Genomic DNA, 17943 nt, shown 5'->3' with positions numbered 1-17943 from the left:
CAGGGTCAGTCAGGCGGGTGGGCCGGAGCCGGACTCCGGGTGGCTCTGTGGTCTGCGGGCGGCCCAGTGGTCTCCGGATGGCTCAGTGCACGTCGACGATGTGCTGCGTACCGATCCGCTTGCGGAACACCCAGTACGTCCAGCCCTGGTAGAGCATGACGAGTGGGGTGGCCACTCCCGCGCACCAGGTCATGATCTTCAGGGTGTAGGCGCTGGACGAGGCGTTGGTGACCGTCAGGCTCCAGGCGTCGTTCAGCGAGGACGGCATGACGTTCGGGAAGAGGGTCAGGAAGAGCATCGCCACGGCGGCCGCGATGGTGATGCCGGACAGGGCGAACGACCATCCCTCGCGGCCTGCCAGGTTGAGGCCCACGGCCCCGAGCAGGGCCACCACCGCGATGGCCATCGCGATCAGGCTCTTCCCGTCACCGCGCGAGAGCTGGGTCCAGATCAGGAAGACCAGGGCCAGTACGGCGGTCACCACGCCGAGCCGGGTGGCCAGCCGGCGTGAGCGGACCCGGATGTCACCGACCGTCTTGAGCGAGGTGAAGACCGCGCCGTGGAAGGTGAACAGGGTGAGGGTGACCAGACCGCCGAGGATCGAGTACACGTTGAGCAGGTCGAGGAAGGTCCCGACGTACTCCTTGTCCTGGTCGATCTTCACGCCGCGCACGATGTTGGCGAACGCCACGCCCCACAGGAACGCGGGGATCAGCGAGGTCCAGAAGATCGCGTGCTCCCAGTTGGTCTGCCACTTGTCCTCGGGGCGCTTGTGCCGGTACTCGAAGGCGACACCCCGGATGATGAGGCAGACCAGGATCAGCAGCAGCGGCAGGTAGAAGCCGGAGAAGAGGGTGGCGTACCAGTCGGGGAAGGCCGCGAAGGTCGCGCCGCCGGCGGTGAGCAACCAGACCTCGTTGCCGTCCCACACGGGCCCGATCGTGTTGATCAGAACCCGCTTCTCCGTGCGGTCGCGGGCGAGCAGCTTGGTCAGGACCCCGACTCCGAAGTCGAAGCCCTCCAGGAAGAAGTAGCCGATCCACAGGACGGCTATGAGCACGAACCAGACGTCGTGGAGTTGCATGGTGTCGACTCCTCAGCCTCAGTACGAGAAGGCCATCGGCCGGTCGGGGTTCTTGTCGTCCCCACCGATCTTGGTGGGCGGGTTGAGGTCGGCCTCGGTGAGTTCGGGCGGGCCGGCCTTGACGTACTTGACGAGGAGCTTGACCTCGATGACCGCCAGCACGGCGTACAGGAGGGTGAAGCCGATCATCGAGGTGAGGACCTCGCCCTGGGAGACGTTGGGCGAGACGGCGTCCCGGGTGCGCAGGACCCCGTAGACCACCCATGGCTGGCGGCCCATCTCGGTGAAGATCCAGCCCCAGGAGTTGGCGATGAGCGGGAAGCCCATCGTCCAGAGGGCGACGACCCAGTACAGGTTGGCGAAGCGGGGGCTCAGGGCCTTCTTGAAGAGGACCAGGTGCGGGACCTCGTCCTCACCGGTCCGCAGGCCCGGTGGCAGCAGGAACCTCTTGCGGGTCAGCCACAGCCCCAGCGCTCCGATGCCGAGGGAGGCCATGCCGAAGCCGATCATCCAGCGGAAGCCCCAGTAGGCCACGGCGATGTTCGGCCGGTAGTCGCCGGGCCCGAACTTTTCCTGCTGGGCCTTGTTGACGTCGTTGATGCCGGGGACGAAGGAGGTGAAATCGTCGTTGGCCAGGAAGGAGAGCAGGCCGGGGATCTCGATGGCGACCTTGTTGTGCCCCTTGTCGACGTCTCCGTACGCGAAGACCGAGAAGGGTGCGGGTGCCTCGCCGTCCCAGAGCGCTTCGGCGGCGGCCATCTTCATCGGCTGCTGCTTGTACATGACCTTGCCGAGCAGGTCGCCGCTGACGGCCGTGCCCATACCGGCGATGATCATGACGATCAGGCCGAGCCGCAGCGAGGAGCGCATCACCGGGATGTGCTTCTTGCGGGCGAGGTGGAAGGCCGCGATACCGGCCATGAACGCGCCGCCGACCAGGAACGCGGCGGTGATGGTGTGGAAGAACTGGGTGAGCGCGGTGTTCTGGGTGAGGACCAGCCAGAAGTCGGTGAGCTCGGCCCGGCCCCGCTCCTCGTTGATGCGGTACCCGACCGGGTGCTGCATCCAGGAATTGGCCGCCAGGATGAAGTAGGCGGACAGGATGGTGCCGATGGACACCATCCAGATGCAGGCGAGGTGGATCTTCTTCGGCAGCTTGTCCCAGCCGAAGATCCACAGACCGATGAAGGTCGACTCGAAGAAGAAGGCGATCAGCGCCTCGAAGGCCAGCGGGGCCCCGAAGACGTCACCGACGAACCGCGAGTAGTCGGACCAGTTCATGCCGAACTGGAACTCCTGGACGATGCCGGTGACGACACCCATCGCGATATTGATCAAGAAGAGCTTGCCCCAGAACTTCGTGGCCCTGAGGTACTTCTCCTTCTCGGATCGCACCCATGCGGTCTGCAGGCCGGCGGTGAGCGCGGCGAGCGAGATCGTCAGCGGGACGAAGAGGAAGTGATAGACGGTGGTGATGCCGAACTGCCATCGCGCCAGGGTTTCCGGCGCCAAAGCGAGGTCCACGTCATCTCCTTCGGCCGTGAGGGACAGCGGCATTTGCCTGGTGTATCCCACTCAACTCGGGAGGAAGCGGGACACGCTTGTGAACGCGTTCACATTCACAAGCATTATGTACTACTGCATTTGGGATCTTCGAAGGGGGGTGCCTCTAGCCAACGACTTCAACAGATTGTTGAATGCGGCTCATGCAGATACGAATCTCCTGGCCCGCCGGCCAGCTCACGGCGACCCTGGACGAGACCCCGACGGGCAAGGCGCTGGCCGAGGCCCTTCCGATCTCCGCCTCCGCCAACCTCTGGGGCGAGGAGGTCTACTTCGACACCGGCGTGTCCGTGGCCCTGGAGCACGACGCCCAGCAGGTCGTGGCTCCGGGAACCATCGCCTTCTGGACCGAGGGCGACGCGCTCGCGCTGCCCTACGGAGCCACGCCCATATCGCGTGGCGGCGAGAGCCGCCTGGCGAGCCCGTGCAACATCCTCGGCTCGTTCGACGGCGACCCCCGCCTGCTGTCCACCGTCCGCGAGGGCGACCCGGTCCGCGTGGAACTGGCCTAGCGAACGGGCCCGGCCCGGCCGTCCGGGCGCATGGGCCGGCACACCGGCCGCGTCGGCAGGCGAACCGGCCGCCCCGCCTACAGCCCCTTGAAGAACTCCCCCGCCGTGTGCAGGAAGAGGTCGTTCGCCTCGGTCTCACCGATCGTGACCCGCAGGCCCTCGCCCGCGAAGGGCCGGACCACCACTCCGGCCTTCTCGCAGGCCGCCGCGAAGTCGGCGGTCCGCTCGCCCAGACGCATCCACACGAAGTTCGCCTGCGTGTCCGGAACCGTCCAGCCCTGCGCCAGCAGGGTCTCGTGCACCCGGGCCCGCTCGCCCACCAGCGCCCCGACCCGGCCCATCAGCTCGTCCTCGGCGCGCAGCGAGGCCACCGCCGCGTCCTGGGCGAGCTGGCTGACCCCGAAGGGCACCGCTGTCTTGCGCAGCGCGGCAGCCACCGGCTCGTGCGCCACCGCGAAGCCGACGCGCAGACCGGCCAGCCCGTACGCCTTGGAGAACGTACGCAGCACGGCGACGTTCGGGCGGTCGCGGTACAGCTCGATGCCGTCCGGCACGTCCGTGTCGCGTACGAACTCGCGGTACGCCTCGTCCAGCACCACCAGGACGTCCGAGGGCACCCGGTCCAGGAACCGCTCCAGCTCGGCACGGCGCACCGCGGTGCCGGTGGGGTTGTTCGGGTTGCAGACGAAAATCAGCCGGGTCCGCTCCGTGATCGCCGCGGCCATGGCGTCGAGGTCGTGCACGTCCCCGTCGGTCAGCGGGACCTTCACGGAGGTCGCGCCCGAGATCTGCACGATGATCGGGTACGCCTCGAAGGAGCGCCACGCGTAGATGACCTCGTCGCCCGGGCCGGCCGTCGACTGGATCAGCGACTGCGCCACGCCCACCGAGCCGGTGCCGGTGGCGACGTGCTCGACCGGCACCCCGAACCGCTCCGCGATCTCGTTCACGAGCCCGGTACAGGCCATGTCGGGGTAGCGGTTGAAGTTCCCCGCGGCGGCGACGGCGCTCTCCAGCACCCCGTGCAGCGGCGGGTAGGGATTCTCGTTCGACGACAGCTTGTACGCGACGGGTCCGCCCGCGGCCGCCGGCCTGCCGGGCTTGTATGTCGGAATGCCGTCCAGCTCGGCGCGCAGCTTCGGGCTGTTCTCGCTCACCGCAGGTCCTCCTCGACCGTCCCGTACGACGTCGCCGTCGACTCAATACTGCTCACCTTATGAGGATTCCTCGCTCCCGAGAATGGGGGCGCCTGGAATGCGGGGGAGCGCGCGCATATATGCGCGCGCCGGTGGCCTGCGCCGTGGCGCGCATCCCTCGTGCAGGTGAGTTGCGACCGGTCCGAGACCGCACCGTTTTGGCATGCCCGGTCCCGCCGACAGGCGCCCCACCCCATCAGACCCCTGAAGCGCCTTTCTTTCCAAGGTCATTGACAGTGGCGAACCGTGCAGAAACGTGCCTGTCAACGCGTGCATATGCACCCGGACCACCCACCCCGTCGAGCCCTACTATCGGCTCGCCATGACAGCAGCAGGGAAGCATCAGGTGAGCCGGACCGAGACCACCCGGCGGGCCGCCGGCCGACAGGGCCGGGCCGGCATCAGGGACGTGGCCGCCGCAGCGGGCGTCTCCATCACAACCGTCTCCGACGCCCTCAATGGCAAGGGGCGGCTGCCGGACGCCACCCGCCGCCACGTTCGCGAGGTCGCCGACCGGCTGGGCTACCGCCCGTCCGCCGCCGCCCGCACCCTCCGTACCGGAAAGTCGGGCCTGATCGGCCTGACCGTGACGACGTACGGGGATGAACCTTTCACCTTCACCGAATTCGCCTACTTCGCCGAGATGGCCAGGGCCGCGACCTCAGCCGCGCTGGCGCGCGGCTACGCCCTCGTCATCCTCCCCGCCACCTCCCGACACGACGTGTGGTCCAACGTCGCCCTCGACGGCACCGTCGTCATCGACCCCTCCGACCACGATCCAGTCGTCACCGAACTCGTCCGCCAAGGCCTGCCCGTCGTCTCCGACGGCCGCCCGGCAGGCTCCCTCCCCGTCACCGCCTGGGTCGACAACGACCACGAGGCGGCCGTACTCAACCTGCTCGACCACCTCGCCGCCGCCGGCGCCCGCCGGATCGGGCTCCTGACCGGCACCACCACCGACACGTACACCCGGCTCTCGACCACCGCCTACCTGAGCTGGTGCGAGCGCGTCGGCCAGGATCCCGTGTACGAGTCCTACCCCGCCCACGACCCGTGCGCGGGCGCGGTCGCCGCCGACCGGCTCCTCGCCCGCCCCGACCGGCCCGACGCCGTGTACGGGCTCTTCGACCCCAACGGCACCGACCTGCTCGCCGCCGCCCGGCGCTACGGCCTGCGCGTCCCCGAGGACCTGCTGCTCGTCTGCTGCAGCGAGTCCACCGTGTACGCCACCACAGAACCGCCCATCACCACCCTCTCCCTCAAACCGCGCCGCATCGGCACCGCCGTCGTACAGCTGCTGATCGACGCGATCGAGGGAGTCGACACCGGGCGCCCCGTCGAACAGGTCGTCCCGACCGAACTGATCATCCGTACCTCTTCGCAGCGCAGGCAGCCCCGCACGACCGTCAGCCCACCCCGATCACCCGCGCAGGACTGACCTCCGCACCACTCCGCGGCGCGGCCGAATGCCTCGTCAAAGATTTCAACAACACCGATATCGGGAGAAAACAGCAGGAAGGATCGGCTCCGGAAAGGATTCACCACCCTGGTGCGTCACAGAGCGCGAGCCGCATTCCTATGATGGGCGCACGACATCACGGACCCTCCTCCCCGGAGGTCAGGAGGGTCCGCAGGTGTACGACAGCGCGACGGTGGTGGAGGGGTCGATGACTCAGGGGGCCGGTCAGGGACCCGCTATGCGGACGGAGACGCTGCGGGACTTCCGAGTTCCGGTCACCGAGCCCGCCCCGTACGGCGTGTCCGAGGGGTTCGGCAGCGAGCCACCCGTGTACGGCTCGTACCCGGCGTACTACAACGGCGGCACCGCGCCCGGCATCACCGCGCCCGTCCCGGTGATGAGCCACGAGCCCGAACCGGACGATCCCGAAGGCTACACGCCGACACAGCGCGACCTGCCCGTCATCGGGCGCGGCGCGGTCGGCGGCCCCGGGGACACCGTCCAGATCCACTACGTCCCCCAAGAGACCGCTCCCGACGGCCCCGGGCCGCTCTACGTGGTCGGCGACGTACACGGCTACCTCGACGAACTCGTCACCGAACTCGGCGCCCAGGGCCTGATCGACACCGAACGCCGCTGGTCCGCCGGCAACGCCCGGCTCTGGTTCCTCGGGGACTTCACCGACCGCGGTCCCGACGGCATCGGCGTCATCGACCTCGTCATGCGGCTGTCCGCAGAGGCGGCCGCCGCGGGCGGCTACTGCAAGGCACTCATGGGCAACCACGAGCTCCTGCTGATCGGGGCGAAGCGGTTCGGCGACACCCCCGTCGCCTCCGGCGCCGGTACGGCCACCTTCCAGGCCGCCTGGCTGCTCAACGGCGGCCAGCGCACCGACATGGAGCGCCTGCAGGACGTACACCTGCAGTGGATGTCCCGGCTGGACGCGGCCGTCCTGGAAGAGGACCACCTGCTCCTGCACTCCGACACCACGGCCTACCTCGACTACGGCGACTCGATCGAGGACGTCAACGACACCATCCACGAGCTGCTCAACCGCAACGACGCCGACATCACCTGGGACCTGTTCCGCAAGTTCACCAAGCGGTTCGCCTTCCGCGACGAGGACACGGGCCCGCAGGCCGTACGCGAACTGCTCGGCACCTACGGCGGCAGCCGCGTCGTGCACGGCCACAGCCCGATCCCCTACCTGCTCGGCGAAGTGGGCACGGAGGACGGCGACTCGGCACGCGGCCCCGAAGCGGTGGACGGCCCGCACGTGTACGCGGAAGGGCTCGCCATCGCCATGGACGGCGGGGTGACGATGGCGGGCAAACTGCTGGTCGTGCAACTTCCTTTGGGCAACTGACTGTTACCGAGGCAGGCTATTTCCGGAAAGCCACTGTCAACCGGTGGCGTGCGCGCTCTACCATCGCTCTATCCGTAGCAGGCTCTCCTCCGTTTGTGCCGGCGCCCGGGTCTACGCGGGCATACCGGCTTCTACGGAGCATCGGGGGATGCACATGACCAGCGCTCCGCACCTGCTGACCGAAGACCGACCGGAATTCGATCGCCTCCTCGAAGAGGCGCTTCGCACAGCGCCCGAGCGTCCCGAGCTCGCCACCCTCGGCGAGCGGCTGAACGCCGAACAACTGCGCACCATGGCCATGGGGGCCAGTGCGCTCCTGTCGGCCGCGGCAGCGGCCGAGTACGACCACTACGTGAAGGTCCGCGGGGAGCGGCGCGACGAGCTCCTGTCCACCCCGGGGTCGTCGGGTGAGGAGAACGGCGGGCAAGGCGGCGACGGCGCGGGAGCGGGCGCCGTCATAGCGGTCCTCGCGCCGGTGCTGGCGGGCACCGCGATGCTGATCTTCCTGCTCGTGGGCTACAGCCTGAAGATGATCGAGCCCGAACCCGCCTTCGCCAAGACCATGCTGACGGCCGGCTGGCTCTTCGGCGCGCTCACCGTGGCCGGCCTGGTGTGCGCCGTGATCGGCCTGCTGGTGACGGCTGTCCGCAACAGTTCGACCGAGGTGGTGGCCGACGAGTCCGAGGCGGTGCCCGACGAGGTAGCCCGGGCGCGCGAGGCCTGGCGCCACGCCCTGCTGGAGCGCGGCATCATGCCGTTCCTGAGGGACGCGCTGGCCGACCCGAGCGCGGGTCCGGGCTTCCCGCCTCCGCGCGGGCGCGGCAGCCGGATCCCCAGCCTCGGCTACACGGCTCCCGATTTCACCAGTCCGGGCGCCCCGTCCGAGGGTCCCCCGCCCGGCTATTCACCGCCGGACTTCACGAGCCCGGACTTCGGCGGACCGGAACACGACCCGAAGTGACGCGTCCGCCCCGCGGGCCGTCCCCACCACGCCTCTGTTTCACGTGAAACGGAGGCCCGGAGGGGACGGCGCCCGCCCGCCTGAAGAGCCCTGGGGCGGCACCTTCTGCGGGTGCGTCAGTCGGCGAGCGGCAGGTAGACACGGTTACCGGCGGCCGCGAACTCCGCGGACTTCTCCGCCATGCCCGCCTGGATCTCGTCGGCCTTGAGGTCCCCGCCGTGCTGTCGGCGGATGTCCTGCGAGATCTTCATGGAGCAGAACTTGGGACCGCACATGGAGCAGAAGTGCGCGGTCTTGGCCGGCTCGGCGGGGAGGGTCTCGTCGTGGAACTCACGTGCCGTGTCCGGGTCGAGGGCCAGGTTGAACTGGTCCTCCCACCGGAACTCGAACCGGGCGTCCGACAGCGCGTCGTCCCACTCCTGGGCTCCGGGGTGGCCCTTGGCCAGGTCCGCCGCGTGCGCGGCGATCTTGTACGTGATGACACCGGTCTTCACGTCGTCCCGGTTGGGCAGGCCCAGGTGCTCCTTGGGGGTGACGTAGCAGAGCATCGCGGTGCCCCACCAGGCGATCATCGCGGCGCCGATGCCCGAGGTGATGTGATCGTAGGCGGGCGCCACATCGGTCGTCAGCGGGCCGAGCGTGTAGAACGGCGCCTCTTCGCAGATCTCCTGTTGGAGGTCGATGTTCTCCTTGATCTTGTGCATCGGGACGTGGCCCGGACCCTCGATCATGGTCTGGACGTTGTGCCGCTTGGCGATCGTGTTCAGCTCACCCAGCGTCTTGAGCTCGGCGAACTGCGCCGCGTCGTTGGCGTCCGCGATGGACCCGGGCCGCAGACCGTCACCCAGCGAGTACGTGACGTCGTACGTCGCGAGGATGTCGCAGAGCTCCTCGAAGTTCGTGTAGAGGAAGTTCTCCTTGTGGTGCGCCAGGCACCACGCGGCCATGATCGAGCCTCCGCGCGAGACGATGCCGGTCTTGCGGCGGGCGGTCAGCGGCACGTACGGGAGCAGTACGCCGGCGTGGACCGTCATGTAGTCGACGCCCTGCTCGGCCTGCTCGATGACCGTGTCCTTGTAGATCTCCCAGGTCAGGTCCTCGGCACGACCGTCGACCTTCTCAAGCGCCTGGTAGAGCGGCACGGTGCCGATCGGGACGGGAGAGTTCCGCAGCACCCACTCGCGCGTGGTGTGGATGTTGCGGCCGGTCGAGAGGTCCATGACCGTGTCGGCGCCCCACTTGGTCGCCCAGGTCATCTTGTCGACCTCCTCCTCGATCGAGGAGGTGACCGCGGAGTTGCCGATGTTGGCGTTGACCTTCACCAGGAACCGCTTGCCGATGATCATCGGCTCGATCTCGGGGTGGTTCACGTTCACCGGCAGCACCGCGCGGCCCGCCGCGATCTCCTCGCGGACCACCTCGGGGGAGACGTTCTCGCGGATCGCCACGTACTCCATCTCCGGGGTGATCTCACCGCGGCGGGCGTACGCGAGCTGTGTGACGGCGACGCCGCCGCGACCCCGGCGGGGCTGACGGGGGCGGCCCGGGAACACCGCGTCGAGGTTCTTGAGGCCCCCGCGCGGCGAGGTGTGCTTGATCCCGTCGTCCTCGGGGCGCGCGGGGCGTCCCGCGTACTCCTCGGTGTCTCCGCGCGAGATGATCCAGTTCTCGCGCAGCGGGGCGAGGCCCCGGCGGACGTCCGTCTCGATCTGCGGGTCGGTGTACGGACCGGACGTGTCATAGAGCGTCACGTCCTTGCCGTTGGTGAGGTGGACCTGACGGACCGGCACCCGGATGTCGGGGCGGGAGCCCGCCACGTAGCCCTTGTGCCAGCCGGGCTGGCGCTCGGTCCGGTCGTCGTCGCCCTGGCTGAGGGCAGGCGTGCGTGCGTCCTGAATGGTCATGAGACCTGATCTCCCTACGCCGGCATTACCCGGTAACAGGTTCGGCGGTCGACGCAGCCTCTTTCCGTACGCATGGATGATGCGCGCGTACGGTGATCAGCGTCCTCTCAGCCCGGTGCTCCGAGCTCCCGCGTTGTGCAAAGGTGCCCCCACGCTAGCGTCATCTGTGGCGTGCTGAACAGTGGGCCCCCTCATCTCTTGCGATGATCAGCCGGTGACGTCCTCGCCGCAGCCCCCCACCGAGCCCACAGACCCCGCCGGCCACGCAGGCCACGCGCACGCAGGCCACGAAGCCCCATCCGGTCATGCGCACAGCCACAGTCACGGCCCGGCGGCCCCCGTCTCGAAGCACCTGCGCAAGGTCATCGCGGCCGTGCTGATCCCCTTCGCCACCGCTGTCCTCGTCGGCCTGGTGGTGCTCTGGCCGGGAGGCGCACCCGGCCACGAGCGCACGGGGGTCGGCTTCGACCGGCAGACCCAGCAGGGTCAGGTCGTCTCGCTGGCGCGCGTCGACTGCAAATCCGTGAACGCCTCACAGGTTCCGTCGACCGGTGACACGTCCACGCCGACGGGCCGCGAGGCGCAGGCCGCGGAGACCGGCGAGTGCAAGAAGGCCACCGTCGAGGTCACCACCGGCCCGGACAAGGGCCGGACCTTCGTGGAGATCGTCCAGCCGGGCGCGCCACGGCAGTTGGCGGACGGCCAGGAGGTGGTCGTCGCGTACGCGCCGGACGCCCCGCGCGACCTCCAGTACTCGGTGATCGACGTCAACCGGAAATTCCCGATGGCGGTGCTGGCCGGGATCTTCGCGGTCGCGGTCGTCCTCGTCGGCCGGATGCGAGGGCTGTTCGCACTGATCGCGCTGGTCATCAGCTTCGGGGTGCTGACCCTCTTCATCCTCCCCGCCATCCTCCAGGGCTCGAACCCGCTGGTCGTGGCGATCGTGGGAGCGAGCGCGATCATGCTCATCGGGCTGTACATGTGCCACGGCCTGACCGCCCGGACCTCGGTCGCCGTCCTCGGCACCCTCGTTTCCCTGCTGCTGATCGGTCTGTTGGGCTCGGTGTTCATCGACTGGGCCTTCCTCAGCGGCAACACCGACGACAACACCGGTCTGATCCACGGGCTCTACCCGGACATCGACATGAGCGGTTTGCTGCTCGCGGGCGTGATCATCGGATCGCTGGGCGTGCTCGACGACGTGACCGTCACCCAGACCTCCGCCGTCTGGGAACTGCACCAGGCCGACCCGTCGATGGGGCCGCGAGGCATCTATCGGGCGGCCATCCGGATCGGTCGCGACCACATCGCATCGGTCGTCAACACCCTGGTGCTGGCCTACGCCGGTGCCGCGCTGCCCCTGCTCCTGCTGTTCTCGATCGCGAACAGCAGCATGGGCTCCGTGGCCAACAGCGAGCTGGTCGCGGCGGAGATCGTACGGACGCTCGTGGGCTCGATCGGGCTCGTGGCCTCGGTCCCGGTGACGACGGCGCTCGCCGCCCTGGTCGTCTCGGCCGACCGCCCGGGATCACCGGCCGCCGGACCCACCCCGGGGCCGGGGCGCGGCGGCCGGGGCCGGCGGCGTAAGCGCTGACGACGGGGCGGAGACGGACGGGCGCGGGCGGGCCCTGGTGCGGGCGGCCGCGGGCGGGTGCGGGCGGGCGCGGGCGGGTGCGGGCGGGCGCGGGCCGGATCCCTCGCGACGCCGGCCCGGTGGGGTCAGGTTTCGCGTGAAACCGGCCGTGGGCCGATCCACACCCTCATCCGTTGACTGTCAGTCACCGTCGCACGGTCCTACGCCCTCACCTCAGCCGGCGTTCTGCTCGTTCTGCCGCGACTCGGACAGGATCTTGCCGAGCGCCTCGTCGAGGTGCTCCTCGAAATCACCCAGATTCCTCTCCTGACCGAGCGGAACAAGCCGGTCGGTGCGGTCGAGAAACGCGACGAGCGGCGCCGCACTCGCGCGGAACAACGCCCGGTCGCCGCCGACCTGTAGCCGGATGTGAACGTCGGACAGCTCCTCCGGTTCGGAGGGCGCGATGTGCACATCGCCTTCACCACAGGGCTTGTTGATGCCGTCGAGGAGAAGCTCCCGGCCGAACGCCCAGGTCACGGGCGCGTCTCCGGGAAGGTGGAAGGTAAGGCGAACTGCGTAGGGATCACGAGCGTCGTACCGGAGTTCCACCGGAATCCGGAACGAGAGCTCCTCGGAAACGAGGAAGTTCATCATGACCTCTGCCTGTACCGACTCGCGCATTGCCTACCCCGCTGTTGTGGAAGTGGCCAGGAATGGTCCCCCAGGGCCCTCTTGACAAGAGTGGTGGAAGCGCTTGCAGATCACAAGGAGTGAGTTTTCAGATACTGATAGAGAACGAGAGGGTGCTCAACAGCGCGCCTACTTCACTCCGTAGTCGATCGATTGCAGACAGCAATTGACTTTCCTGGTGCAGAGGGAGAGAAATGGCCATCGTCGCGGCCGCATCGCCCGCCGTGATCGGGATGGCTGCGCACACGGTGCCGAGGGAGTATTCCTGACGCTCAGTAACGGGCTGCATCCGTTCGAGGGATCCGATCCGTTGCTCCAGGGAGCGCAGATCCTGCACGGTGTACGGGGTGATGGCCTCGACCGGGTGGCGGTCGTAGTAGTCCTTGCGCGACCTCTCGTCGAGCTGACCGAGCAGGCACTGGCCGATGGCGTGCGCGTGGCCCGTCGCGCGGAAGTCGGCCCACTCCTCGCACGCCGGGCTGGCCGGGGTGTCCGAGACTCCCACGACCTCGATCTCACCCTCGCGGTAGACCGCGAAGTAGACGGGAGCACCGACCGCGTCGCGGAAGTGCGCGAGGGAGTCGAGGATCATGCTGCGACGTTTCTGCTGGAGTCCGCCGCGGGCCAGTCGCGCTGCCGCGTCGCCGAGCACGAAGACCCCGCTTTCCCGGCGCAGATAACCCTCGTGCGTCAGGGTGCGCAGCAGGTGGTACGCGGTCGGCAGCGGAAGTCCGGCCTCGCGCGCCAGCTGTTTCGCCGGGGCTCCCCCGCTGTGGGACCCCACGGCCTCGAGCAGTCTCAGCGCTCGCTGCACCGAACCGATCAGCGTCGGCACACCGCCGTTGTGAACCGAAGACAAGGTCACCCCCAGGCGTGGCGGCGGGCTTCCGGGGAGACCCACCCTGCGGGGGCCGCCCCCGCGCGCGCCGCGTGGCTCCTGGGGTCGTGCTCGGCGAATGCTTCGCGTCACCGCTGGTCAGAGCGGTGCCACCGGCTTTACGGGTGCCCAGGGAGCGGCACAGATTGCCACTCTATCCGCCGATTCCCGGGGTGTGAGCGGTTTCGAGTCTTACGTTCCCTCACCTGGCTCAATCCCGGAACGCCCCGGGCCCGGGCCCGGTCCTCCTACCACTCCCGGGAGGAGGACTTGGACCCGCCGCCGACCTTCTTGACCACGAAGACGAGACCGCCGACGAGGGCGGCGAAGAGGAGCAGCTTGAACACGATGCCGATCAGCGCGCCGAGGACGCTGGTGATCACACCGCCGAAGACGAACAGCACCAGCAGCGGAACCGCGACCCACTTAACCCACCAGGGCATGCCTGCGAACGTCTCTCGGATGCCGTCCATGTCCTCGACCTCTTCTTCCTCGTCCCTGACTTCCTGCACTCGATGCTAGGAGTCCGACGACCCCGGCGGGGGTCCGTAAGCCCCCGGAGTCCCCTGATCCGCCCCCTAGGGGGATCAGGGGCGCGACCCTGAGCGGACCGGTCCGCTCAGCTTTCAGGCGGGGAGAACACCACCATCACCCGCAGGTCCTCCGCGATGTGGTGGAACTTGTGCGGCACTCCCGCGGGCACATAGACGACGCTGCCGCGCGCCACCGTCGTCGTCTCCTCCCCGACCGTGATCGAGGCCCTGCCGCTCACGACGAAGTACACCTCGTCCTGACGGTGCGGCGTCTGCGGGTCGCTTCGCCCCGCGTCGAGCGCGTACAGCCCGACCGACATGTTCCGCTCATGCAGAAACTGCAGATAGGCGCCGTCATTGGCAGCCCGCTCCGCTTCGAGCTCGTCCAGCCGGAAGGCCTTCATCGTCCTCGTGCCCCTTGTGGTCAGTCACGCCGTCGCATCCGCTGATCTGCGGATGTCCCGCCGGGATCTTCTCTGCAACGATCAGACACATGACGAATTTCGTAGTCAAGACGCTCGCCAACGCGGCGGCACTGGCCGTCGCCATCTGGCTCCTTGCGGACATCACTCTGGACGACGGCAGCAGCCTCGGCCGGCGGACCCTCACCCTCATCCTGGTCGCCCTCGTCTTCGGACTGGTCAACTTCATCGTCAAGCCCGTGGTGAAGCTGCTCTCGCTGCCGCTGTTCGTGGTCACCCTGGGCCTGTTCACCCTCGTCGTGAACGCTCTGATGCTGCTCCTGACCTCATGGCTGGCCAAGCAGCTCGACCTGAGCTTCCACGTCGAGGGCTTCTGGACCGCGGTCCTCGGCGGCCTCATCATCTCCGTCGTCTCCTGGGCCGTGAACATGCTCCTGCCCGACAAGAACTGAGCCGGCCGCCCATGTACCGCGTCTGCTTCGTCTGCACGGGCAACATCTGCCGCTCGCCCATGGCCGAGGCGGTCTTCCGCGCCCGCGTCGCCGAGGCCGGGCTCGACGGCCTGGTGGAGGTGGACAGCGCCGGCACCGGCGGCTGGCACGAGGGCGACGGCGCCGACCCGCGCACCGTGTCCGTCCTGGAGACCGCCGGATACGCGCAAGACCACCGGGCCCGGCAGTTCCGGTCCTCCTGGTTCGCCCGCCTCGACCTCGTCATCGCGCTCGACTCCGCGCACCTGAGGGACCTCCGGGCGCTCGCGCCCACTCCCGAGGACGCGGCCAAGGTCCGGCTGCTGCGGTCCTACGACCCCGCGGCCGCGGCCCGGGACACCGACGTACCGGACCCCTACTACGGCTCCCTCGACGGATTCGAGGAGTGCCTGACCCTGCTCGAGGCGGCGAGCCCGGGCCTGCTGGCCGCCGTGCGCGGCGCCGTGAAGGAGCACACCGAGTGAACGACCACGACCGGGACCAGCACCTGGGCGACGGCACGATCGCCGTACGCGCCGGACTGCCCGAGCCCGTCAAGAACGAGCCGACCCTCCCCGGGCCGGTCTTCGCCGCGCACTTCCACCTGCCCGGCGACGTCGAGGGGCCGTACACCTACGGCCGCGACACCAACCCCACCTGGACCCTGCTGGAGCAGGCCATCGGGGAACTGGAGGCGCCCGGCCAGAACGTGCACACCATCGTCTTCGCGTCCGGGATGGCGGCGGTCTCCGCCGTCCTGCTTTCCCACGCGCACACCGGGGACACCGTCGTCCTGCCCGATGACGGATACCAGGCGCTCCCGCTGCTGCGGGAGCAACTGCAGGCGTACGGCATCCTCGTACGCACCGCTCCGACCGGCGGGGACGCGCAGCTCGAGGCCCTCCACGGCGCCCGGCTGCTGTGGATCGAGACCCCGTCCAACCCCGGGCTCGACGTCTGCGACGTACGCCGCCTCGCGGACGCCGCACACGCCGACGGCACCCTGGTCGCCGTCGACAACACCCTCGCCACCCCGCTCGGCCAGCGACCCTTGGAGCTCGGCGCGGATTTCTCCGTGGCCAGCGGTACCAAGGGCCTCACCGGCCACGGCGACCTGCTCCTCGGGTACGTCGTCTGCCGCGACCCGGAACTCGCCGCGCGCGTCCGGAAGTGGCGGAAGATCGTCGGTGCCGTTCCCGGCCCGATGGAGGCCTGGCTGGCTCACCGCTCCCTGGCCACCATCCAGCTGCGCACGCACCGCCAATGGGAGAACGCGCTGGCCGTCGCCGAGGCACTCGCCGGGCACGCCGACGTGACCGGACTGCGCTACCCGGGCCTGGCCACGGACCCGTCCCATACGACGGCGGCCCGCCAGATGCGGGGCTTCGGCTCGGTGGTCTCCTTCACGCTTCCCGACCGCGGGCACGCGGAACGCTTCATGGCGGCTCTGCGCCTGGTTGAGGACGCCACGAGTTTCGGTGGAGTACGGTCCACGGCCGAGCGGCGCGGGCGGTGGGGCGGCGACGCCGTGCCGGAGGGGTTCATCCGGTTCTCCGCCGGGGCCGAGGACACCCCGGACCTGGTCGCGGACGTCCTGCGGGCCCTGGTCCTCGCAGGTGGCGGGAGCTGAAGATGTGAGGGAGGGCGGTCCGAGCCTCCCCCCTAGTGGCTCGGACCGCCCCGGGTTCCGCGCGCGAAGAACCACGTGACAAGGCTAGTTGACTCTTCGTCAGAGTCCAATCACGGTAACGACAGGTGCCTATCCGGAAATTTATAGTTGTAGGCCCCCAGCGAGAGGTGCCGCCGTGGACCTGGCCCTACTGCGCACCTTCGTCGCCGTCCACCGGGCCGGCTCCTTCACCCGGGCCGCAGCGCTTCTCGGACTGTCACAGCCCGCCGTCACCTCACAGATCCGCACGCTCGAACGACAGCTCGGGCGACCCCTGTTCCACCGCCGTGCCCGTGGTGTCACGCCCACCGCGATAGGTGACGAACTGGCTCACAAGGCAGCTCCCCACCTCGACGCCCTGCTGCGTATCACCGAAGCCGAACAGGAGGCCGCGGGCGCGCTGCGCACCCTCCACCTCGCGGGACCGCCCGAGTTCCTGAGCCTGCGCGTGCTCCCGGCCCTCGCGCCCCTCGTCGGGCGGGGCCACTCCCTGCGCACCACCTTCCGGAGCGGGGCAGAGGAGACCCTCGACGGGCTGGCCTCCGGCCATCACGACCTCGTCGTCACCACCGCCCAGCCCCGCGGGGAGCTCTTCAACGTGACCGCCCTGTGCGACGAGGAGCACGTCCTGGTCGCAGCCCCCTACTGGGCCGCCTTCGTCGACCCGGAACGGCTGCGCGCCGACGGCGCCGCGGCGCTCGACGGCATCCCCCTGGTCGAGGTCCACGAGTCCCTGCCGCTCGTCACCCGCTACTGGGCCGCCGTCTTCGACACCGTGCCCGATGCCAGACTCCCCGCGGCCACCGTGGTCGCGCCCGACCTGCGGGCGGTCCTGGAGTGCGTCAGAGCCGGCGCGGGGCTCGCCGTCCTCCCCCGGTACCTGTGTCAGGGCGCCCTCGACTCCGGGAGGATCGTGGCCCTGCCCGAGCCCGCGGTCCCTCCGCTGCGCACCTGGTTCCTGGTCGTGCGGGCCGGCAGCCTCGCCCTCGCCCACCTCGCGCGAGCCCACGACAGCCTGCTGCACGCCGCCGCGCGCTGGTGAACCCGTATTGATCCGGCCGTGGCGCGTTTCAGAAGCGGAGCCATGGGCCACTCTTCTCCCATGACCGAACGTCCCGTGGTCAAACGCACCGCCCGCGCGATCCTGCTCGACGGTGACGACCTGATCCTCATCAAGCGCACCAAGCCCGGCGTCGATCCGTACTGGCTCACCCCCGGCGGGGGAGTCGAACCCTCGGACGCCACCGTCGTCGATGCCCTCCACCGAGAGGTACACGAAGAACTCGGCGCGAAGATCACCGATGTGGTGCCCTGCTTCGTCGACACGGTCGAGCACATCGCCGAGCGTGGAGTGACCGGCGTAAAGGTGCAGCACTTCTTCGTCTGCCACCTCGAATCGATGGACCCCAGCCAACGGCACGGCCCCGAGATCGACGAGCCCGCGGGCGAGTACGAGATCGTCCGCGTGCCCTTCAGCCGGGTCGGCATCGCAGCCGTCCATCTCGTCCCGCTGTCCCTCCGGCACTATCTCGACGGCAATATCGAGGGCGTACGCGCCATGCACGCCGCCGACCTGGGCTGACCTCCACCCCGCCCGCCCGGCCGCTCACGTCGCGGGCCGGCCGCTCAGTCACCGGCTGAGACCGGCGGACTCCCCGCCT

18 protein-coding genes are annotated in these 17943 nt (G+C 69.1%); 10 read left to right on the top strand and 8 right to left on the bottom strand.

Features of this window, described 5'->3' with window-relative positions:
• Positions 1 to 82 precede the first annotated feature (82 nt).
• A complete protein-coding gene (gene cydB, locus ABT106_RS02125; RefSeq protein ID WP_351270936.1) occupies positions 83 to 1084 on the bottom strand; it encodes a cytochrome d ubiquinol oxidase subunit II in 1002 nt (333 codons plus the stop codon).
• 18 nt (positions 1085 to 1102) lie between these two features.
• Entirely contained in the window at positions 1103 to 2608 is a 1506-nt protein-coding gene (locus ABT106_RS02120; RefSeq protein ID WP_351270934.1) for a cytochrome ubiquinol oxidase subunit I, read from the bottom strand.
• Between the two features lie 182 nt (positions 2609 to 2790).
• Here ABT106_RS02120 and ABT106_RS02115 point away from each other — a divergent pair, with 182 nt between their 5' ends.
• A complete protein-coding gene (locus tag ABT106_RS02115; RefSeq protein ID WP_351270931.1) occupies positions 2791 to 3159 on the top strand; it encodes a cyclophilin-like fold protein in 369 nt (122 codons plus the stop codon).
• Positions 3160 to 3236: 77 nt separating this feature from the next.
• On the opposite strand, the gene hisC is transcribed toward ABT106_RS02115, so the two are convergent.
• Complete coding sequence (hisC, locus tag ABT106_RS02110; protein ID WP_351270928.1) at positions 3237 to 4316, bottom strand: histidinol-phosphate transaminase; 1080 nt, start codon at positions 4314 to 4316, stop codon at positions 3237 to 3239.
• A gap of 361 nt (positions 4317 to 4677) precedes the next feature.
• Here hisC and ABT106_RS02105 point away from each other — a divergent pair, with 361 nt between their 5' ends.
• The 3 genes from ABT106_RS02105 (at position 4678) to ABT106_RS02095 (ending at position 8141) form a co-directional block, all read left to right on the top strand.
• On the top strand, positions 4678 to 5793 hold the full coding sequence (locus ABT106_RS02105) for a LacI family DNA-binding transcriptional regulator (RefSeq protein ID WP_267721517.1): 1116 nt from the start codon (positions 4678 to 4680) through the stop codon (positions 5791 to 5793).
• A gap of 214 nt (positions 5794 to 6007) precedes the next feature.
• Positions 6008 to 7180: a metallophosphoesterase gene (locus tag ABT106_RS02100; protein ID WP_502979161.1), complete on the top strand. Its 1173-nt coding sequence runs from the start codon at positions 6008 to 6010 to the stop codon at positions 7178 to 7180.
• 148 nt (positions 7181 to 7328) lie between these two features.
• Positions 7329 to 8141, top strand: coding sequence for a hypothetical protein (locus ABT106_RS02095; RefSeq protein ID WP_351270925.1), 813 nt, complete (start codon positions 7329 to 7331; stop codon positions 8139 to 8141).
• 116 nt (positions 8142 to 8257) lie between these two features.
• On the opposite strand, the gene thiC is transcribed toward ABT106_RS02095, so the two are convergent.
• Complete coding sequence (thiC, locus tag ABT106_RS02090) at positions 8258 to 10045, bottom strand: phosphomethylpyrimidine synthase ThiC (RefSeq protein WP_351270923.1); 1788 nt, start codon at positions 10043 to 10045, stop codon at positions 8258 to 8260.
• A 214-nt stretch (positions 10046 to 10259) separates the two neighbouring features.
• Here thiC and ABT106_RS02085 point away from each other — a divergent pair, with 214 nt between their 5' ends.
• The gene (locus tag ABT106_RS02085; protein ID WP_502979155.1) at positions 10260 to 11639 is read left to right on the top strand and encodes a YibE/F family protein; all 1380 of its coding nucleotides are present in this window, start codon (positions 10260 to 10262) and stop codon (positions 11637 to 11639) included.
• A 213-nt stretch (positions 11640 to 11852) separates the two neighbouring features.
• Here the strand turns inward: ABT106_RS02085 and ABT106_RS02080 are convergent, their stop codons facing one another.
• From ABT106_RS02080 to ABT106_RS02065, 4 genes are all read right to left on the bottom strand, one after another.
• Positions 11853 to 12302: an SsgA family sporulation/cell division regulator gene (locus tag ABT106_RS02080; protein WP_267721511.1), complete on the bottom strand. Its 450-nt coding sequence runs from the start codon at positions 12300 to 12302 to the stop codon at positions 11853 to 11855.
• Between the two features lie 97 nt (positions 12303 to 12399).
• Positions 12400 to 13146, bottom strand: coding sequence for an IclR family transcriptional regulator (locus ABT106_RS02075; protein WP_351270917.1), 747 nt, complete (start codon positions 13144 to 13146; stop codon positions 12400 to 12402).
• 290 nt (positions 13147 to 13436) lie between these two features.
• Positions 13437 to 13661 carry a DUF5326 family protein gene (locus ABT106_RS02070; RefSeq protein ID WP_351271010.1) on the bottom strand — a complete coding sequence of 75 codons (225 nt, stop codon included), beginning with the start codon at positions 13659 to 13661 and terminating at the stop codon, positions 13437 to 13439.
• Positions 13662 to 13807: 146 nt separating this feature from the next.
• Entirely contained in the window at positions 13808 to 14125 is a 318-nt protein-coding gene (locus ABT106_RS02065; RefSeq protein WP_351270914.1) for a cupin domain-containing protein, read from the bottom strand.
• An 89-nt stretch (positions 14126 to 14214) separates the two neighbouring features.
• Here ABT106_RS02065 and ABT106_RS02060 point away from each other — a divergent pair, with 89 nt between their 5' ends.
• The 5 genes from ABT106_RS02060 (at position 14215) to ABT106_RS02040 (ending at position 17864) form a co-directional block, all read left to right on the top strand.
• The gene (locus ABT106_RS02060; RefSeq protein WP_351270911.1) at positions 14215 to 14595 is read left to right on the top strand and encodes a phage holin family protein; all 381 of its coding nucleotides are present in this window, start codon (positions 14215 to 14217) and stop codon (positions 14593 to 14595) included.
• An 11-nt stretch (positions 14596 to 14606) separates the two neighbouring features.
• Positions 14607 to 15098: a low molecular weight protein-tyrosine-phosphatase gene (locus ABT106_RS02055; RefSeq protein ID WP_351270908.1), complete on the top strand. Its 492-nt coding sequence runs from the start codon at positions 14607 to 14609 to the stop codon at positions 15096 to 15098.
• Positions 15095 to 16243 (top strand): cystathionine gamma-lyase, encoded by a 1149-nt coding sequence (locus tag ABT106_RS02050; RefSeq protein ID WP_351270905.1) that lies wholly within the window; start codon positions 15095 to 15097, stop codon positions 16241 to 16243. The genes ABT106_RS02055 and ABT106_RS02050 overlap by 4 nt, the downstream gene beginning before the upstream one ends.
• Positions 16244 to 16418: 175 nt before the next feature.
• On the top strand, positions 16419 to 17324 hold the full coding sequence (locus tag ABT106_RS02045; RefSeq protein ID WP_351270903.1) for a LysR family transcriptional regulator: 906 nt from the start codon (positions 16419 to 16421) through the stop codon (positions 17322 to 17324).
• A gap of 60 nt (positions 17325 to 17384) precedes the next feature.
• Positions 17385 to 17864, top strand: a complete 480-nt coding sequence (locus ABT106_RS02040) for an NUDIX domain-containing protein (protein WP_267840580.1) — start codon at positions 17385 to 17387, stop codon at positions 17862 to 17864.
• Positions 17865 to 17943: the final 79 nt, after the last annotated feature.

Source organism: Streptomyces sp. NPDC002044, assembly GCF_040296725.1.
GTDB lineage: Bacteria > Actinomycetota > Actinomycetes > Streptomycetales > Streptomycetaceae > Streptomyces > Streptomyces antarcticus.
This window is presented reverse-complemented; position numbering and strand designations above follow the sequence as displayed.